6 protein-coding genes are annotated in these 5,260 nt (G+C 71.1%); 5 read left to right on the forward strand and 1 reads right to left on the reverse strand.

The window, feature by feature from the left end:
- Nucleotides 1-21: 21 nt before the first annotated feature.
- Nucleotides 22-972, forward strand: coding sequence for a carbohydrate ABC transporter permease (locus ACFWEJ_RS27025; protein ID WP_377232267.1), 951 nt, complete (start codon nt 22-24; stop codon nt 970-972).
- Entirely contained in the window at nt 969-1,832 is an 864-nt protein-coding gene (locus ACFWEJ_RS27030) for a carbohydrate ABC transporter permease (protein WP_377232262.1), read from the forward strand. Before ACFWEJ_RS27025 ends, ACFWEJ_RS27030 begins: the two co-directional genes overlap by 4 nt.
- Before the next feature lie 24 nt (nt 1,833-1,856).
- Here ACFWEJ_RS27030 and ACFWEJ_RS27035 read toward each other — a convergent pair whose 3' ends face one another.
- Nucleotides 1,857-2,240: a universal stress protein gene (locus tag ACFWEJ_RS27035; RefSeq protein ID WP_377232263.1), complete on the reverse strand. Its 384-nt coding sequence runs from the start codon at nt 2,238-2,240 to the stop codon at nt 1,857-1,859.
- 225 nt (nt 2,241-2,465) lie between these two features.
- On the opposite strand from ACFWEJ_RS27035, the gene ACFWEJ_RS27040 reads away from it, so the two are divergent.
- Genes ACFWEJ_RS27040 through ACFWEJ_RS27050 form a run of 3 tightly spaced genes read left to right on the forward strand, consistent with a single transcriptional unit; the run spans nt 2,466 to nt 5,238 of the window.
- Nucleotides 2,466-3,590, forward strand: coding sequence for an SPFH domain-containing protein (locus ACFWEJ_RS27040; protein WP_377232264.1), 1,125 nt, complete (start codon nt 2,466-2,468; stop codon nt 3,588-3,590).
- Nucleotides 3,591-3,592: 2 nt separating this feature from the next.
- Nucleotides 3,593-4,780: a hypothetical protein gene (locus tag ACFWEJ_RS27045; RefSeq protein WP_377232265.1), complete on the forward strand. Its 1,188-nt coding sequence runs from the start codon at nt 3,593-3,595 to the stop codon at nt 4,778-4,780.
- 26 nt (nt 4,781-4,806) lie between these two features.
- On the forward strand, nt 4,807-5,238 hold the full coding sequence (locus ACFWEJ_RS27050; protein WP_377232266.1) for a zf-TFIIB domain-containing protein: 432 nt from the start codon (nt 4,807-4,809) through the stop codon (nt 5,236-5,238).
- Nucleotides 5,239-5,260: the final 22 nt, after the last annotated feature.

The following is a 5,260-nucleotide window of genomic DNA, read 5'->3' on the forward strand; positions in this document are numbered from 1 at the left end:
CCCACCGTCCGAGGACTGATCGTGACCGCACAGACCACCGCAAGAGCATCGATCCCGCCGGCGCGACCGCCGGCGTCGCGCCGCCCGACGCCGCGCACCGGCCGCCGCCACCGCGCGAGCCACCCCGCCGCCTTCCTGATCCCGGCGTTCGCGGTGCTCGGCGTGTTCTTCTTCCTGCCGACGATCTTCAACTTCGTCTACGCGCTCACCGACTGGTCGAGCTTCAAGAGCGAGATCGCGTTCGTCGGGCTGCAGAACTTCCAGGACCTCCTCGCCAGCGGCACGCTCCTGACGTCGCTGCGGATCACGCTCGTGTACGCGGTCCTCGTGGCGATCTTCCAGAACCTCTTCGGGCTGCTCCTCGCGCTGCTGCTCGAACGCGACACCCGGATCAACCGGTTCGCGCGGGTCATGTTCTTCATCCCGGTGGTCATGTCGGCGCTCGCCGCCGGCTACGTGTTCCAGGCGATCCTCAAGCCGGACGGCGCCGCCAACGCCATCCTCGGCGCGCTCGTGGGCCACCCGGTCACGATCCCGTGGCTGGGCGACACGACCTGGACGCTGGTCGTGGTCGCGCTGATCCACGCCTGGAAGTGGATGGGGCTGTCGATGCTCATCTACCTCGCGGGCCTCAAGACCATCAGCGAGGACGTGCTGGAGGCCGCGCGGCTGGACGGCGCCTCGGCGTGGACCACGTTCCGCGACGTCCGGTTCCCCCTGCTCGCGCCCGCGCTGACCTTCAACGTCGCGACGGCGCTGCTGGGCTCGATGAACGGGTTCGACATCGTGCAGGCGACCACCGGGGGCGGGCCGGCGCGCACCACGGAGCTGCTCAACATCTTCATCTTCCGCACGTTCGGGCAGGGGCTGTTCGCCCAGGCCACGACCATGAGTCTCGTGCTCTTCGTGGTCGTGGTGGCCCTCGCGTTCCCCGTCATCCGGACCCTGCGCAAGAGGGAGGACGTCCTGTGAGCACCAGTCCTGTGAGCACCCGCTCCCTGAACGGCGGCAGGCACGGCCTCTGGCGGCGCGTGCAGCCGGTGGTCGCGATCCTCGCGGTCGTGCTGCTGATCGGCCTGCCGCTGTGGATCGTCGTCGTCACCGCGGGCAAGTCCCAGGGTGAGGCCCTTAACCCGGACCTCTCCCTGCCCACGACCTGGCAGTACGCCGAGAACTTCGCGGCCGTCTGGGACCAGGGGCGGGTCCCCGCGGCGTTCTTCGGGAGCCTGCTGGTCATGGTCCCCGCGGTGGTCGGAGTGCTCGCGCTCGGCTCGCTCGCGTCGTGGGTCCTGGCCCGGCGCAGCTCGCGCCTCATGGCGGTGCTCTACGCGCTGGCGATCAGCGGCATCGTGCTGCCGCCCGCCGTGGTGACCGTGGTGCTCCTGCTGCGCCAGCTCGGCCTCGCGGGCACGGCGATCGGGATGATCGGCGTCTACATGGGCATGTACCTGTCCACGGTGATCTTCTTCGTCACCGGGTTCATCCGCACCATCCCGGTGGAGCTCGAGGAGGCGGCGCGGGTCGACGGCGCCGGGCCGCTGCGGGTGTTCGGCCGGATCATCCTGCCGCTGCTCGCCCCGGTGCTCTCGACGGCGACCATCCTGATCTGCCTGTACGTGTGGAACGACGTCTTCTACGCGTTCTTCGTGGTCGGCGGGCGCCTCGACACGCTGCCGCTGAACCTGTTCCAGGTGGCCAGCGCCGGGCTGTACCTGGACAACTGGCACCTGATCTTCGCCTACGTGGTGCTGATGAGCCTGCCGCTGCTGGTCGTGTTCGTGGTGGCCCAGCGCAAGATCATCTCGGGCATCACGTCGGGCGCAGTGAAGTAGTGCGGCTACGCCTGGGTCTCCGGCTCAGGCGTAGCTGGCCTTGACCACCAGGACCGGGGCGGGGGAGTCGAGCAGCACCTGCTGCGTCGTCGACCCCACCAGGAACGTGCCCACCGTAGAGTGCTTGCGCGAGCCGATGACCACGAGGTCCGCGGCGACGGCCTCGGCCTGGTCGACGATCGCGTCGGCCACCTCGGCCTGCTCGGCGCGGAACGTGACTGGCGCGACGGTGACGGTGCCGGGGACGGTGTCGAGCAGGTGCGCGAGCGACGCGGGGACCTTGGTGTCCGCCTGCGGCGTGAGCACGAGGACGGCCAGCTCCTGCCGGCGCCGTACCGCCTCGGCGACGGCGGCGCGCATGGCCGCCTCACCCTGGGGCGACTCGTTGTATGCCACGAGGACGGTCATCGGTCCTAGCACCTCCGGACAGGTTCGCCGGGTAGTCACCCTGCGGTGAAACTCTCTCACATGTCCGGTCCACCGGCAGGCGCCCGACAACGCGTGGAACACCCGTGGGACATCCTGGGCACCGAACGGGACTCCTTTTCGTTTGCCCGGACGTACCGGACTTGTAGGGTCCGAGTGCTTGGGGTTTCCGGGCGGGTGCCCGGGCGGAGAGAAGAGGAAGACGACATGGGCCTGCTGGACAAGATCAAGGGCGAGCTGGTCGACATCGTCGAGTGGCTCGACGACACCCGGGACACGATCGTCTGGCGGTTCCCCCGCTACGAGAGCGAGATCAAGATGGGCGCCCGGCTCGTGGTGCGCGAGTCGCAGACCGCGGTCTTCGTCAACGAGGGCGTCATCGCGGACGTCTTCCAGCCCGGCACCTACACGCTGGAGACCCAGAACCTGCCGGTGCTCTCGACGCTGAAGGGCTGGAAGCACGGCTTCCACTCGCCGTTCAAGGCCGAGGTGTACTTCGTCAGCACCCGCCAGTTCACCGACATGAAGTGGGGCACCAAGAACCCCGTCATGATGCGGGACCCGGAGCTGGGCATGGTGCGCGTGCGGGCCTTCGGCGCGTTCTCGGCCCGGGTCACCGACCCCCAGGTGCTGCTGCGCGAGCTGGTCGGCACCGACCCGCAGTTCCGCACCGACGAGGTGCACGAGTACCTGCGGCAGAACGTGGTGAGCCACCTCGCGAGCGTGCTCGCCACGTCGGGCATCCCCGTGATCGAGCTCGCCGCGCACCACGGCGACCTGGGCGACCAGCTCGCCACCCGCCTCACCGAGGAACTGGCCGACATCGGCATCTCCGTGCCGAAGTTCGTCATCGAGAACATCTCGCTGCCGCCCGAGGTCGAGGAGGCCCTCGACAAGCGCACGTCCATGGGCATCGTCTCGTCGGGCACCGTGGGCAGCATGGCCGCCTTCCAGCAGTTCCAGGCCGGCCAGGCCATGGAGGCGGCGGCCGACGGCGGCGGCGCCGCAGGCGCGGTGATCGGCATGGGCCTGGGCCACGGGGTCGGCAACGCGATCGTGCCGCCCACGCAGCCGGCGCCCGCGGCGCCCGCCCCGGCCCCGGCCGCCGCGTCGGGCCCGCCGCCCCTGCCCGGCGGCTGGTACCTCGGCAACGGCGGCGCGCAGACCGGCCCGTTTGACGACGCCGCGCTCGCGGGCCAGGCCGCCGCGGGCACCCTCACGGCGACCACGCTCATCTGGCGTGCCGGCATGGCCGGCTGGGAGCCGGCGGCGTCGGTCCCGGACGTGGCGAAGCACCTGGGCGCCACACCGCCCCCGCTGCCGCAGGCCTGAGCATGGCGGAGCTCACCGACGGCGGCCCCGCCGCCCACCACGCCTACCCCTGCGCGCAGTGCGGGGCCGCGGTCGAGTTCGCGGCCGGGACCGGCACGCTGACCTGCCCGTACTGCGGCTACGAGCAGGAGGTCGCCGCCGTCGTCCGCGAGGTGCGCGAGCACGACTTCGCGGCCCTGGCGGCGACGGCGCGGCCCGCCGCGCCCGCGGCGCACGACTACCGCTGCGACACCTGCGGCGCGGTCACCACCAGCGACCACCTGTCCCAGAAGTGCGGCTTCTGCGGCTCGCCGATGGTCGCCGAGGTCGAGACGCTCGGCCTCGTCGAGCCCGAGGCCGTGCTGCCCTTCGAGGTGGACCGGTCGGCCATGCAGGGCGCCCTGCAGACCTGGGTGCGCTCACGCTGGTTCGCGCCGTCGGCCCTGAAGAAGGTGGTCTCGGCGGAGCAGGCGCACGGCGTCTACCTGCCGCACTGGACGTTCGACGCGCGTACCCGCTCGGACTACACCGGGCAGCGCGGCGAGCACTACTGGGTCACCGAGACGTACACGACCACCGACTCCGAGGGCCGCAGCCAGACCCAGACCCGGCAGGTGCAGAAGACCCGCTGGTACCCGGCGTCGGGCACGGTGGCGCGGGACTTCGACGACGTCCTCGTCACCGGGACCCACCGCGTCATGCCCGAGCACCTGGCGAAGCTCAGCCCGTGGCCGCTCCAGCAGGCCCGGGCCTACCAGCCCGACTACCTCGCCGGCTACGAGACCCTGCGGTACGACGTCGAGCCCGAGGCCGGGCTGGAGAACGCCAAGGGGGAGATGGCGCCGGTCATCGAGAACGACTGCGAACGGGACATCGGCGGCGACGTGCAGCGCGTGCACCAGGTGCACACCAGCTACGCGGCGGTGACCTACAAGCTCCTTCTCCTGCCCGTGTGGATCGCCACGTACCTGTACGGCGGCAAACCGTTCCAGGTGCTGGTCAACGCCCGCACGGCCGAGGTGGTCGGGGAGCGGCCGTGGTCGGCGTGGAAGATCACGCTCGCCGTGCTGGCGGGCCTGCTCGTCGCGGCGGCGATCGTGTGGGCGATCGTCGCGGACGGCGACGGCGGCTCGGCCGGCGCGCTCGCGGACGGGCTCGCCGACGGCCTCCGAGGAACCGCGGGCCCGCCCCGTCCGTTGGCCGATCGGTAGACGACGACCGCAAGGAGACCAATCCGATGCTGTGCCCCATCGACCAGACCACGCTCGTCATGTCCGAGCGCAAGGGGATCGAGATCGACTACTGCCCCACGTGCCGTGGCGTGTGGCTCGACCGTGGCGAGCTCGACAAGGTGATCGACCGCTCGGTGGAGACCGAGATCGCGGCCGAGAACCGGCCGGCGACGCCGCCGGCCGCACCCGCCGCCCCCTCTGCGCCCAACCCCGTGCACGCCGGCCCGGCGTACGGCTCGCCGCAGCCGGCCTACGACCCGCGCTACGACGACCGGCGCCGCGACGACGACCGGCGTCGTGACGACGACCGGCGCTACGACCGGGACCGCCGGTACGACAACGAACGCCGGTACGGGTCGTACGACGACCGCCGCCACGACCCGCGGTACAAGAAGAAGCGCAAGGAGTCCTTCCTGGAGGACCTGTTCGACTTCTGACAGGCCGTCGAACGTAGGGTCC

This window comes from Promicromonospora sp. NPDC060204, from assembly GCF_042728455.1.
In the GTDB taxonomy this organism is placed as follows: domain Bacteria; phylum Actinomycetota; class Actinomycetes; order Actinomycetales; family Cellulomonadaceae; genus Promicromonospora.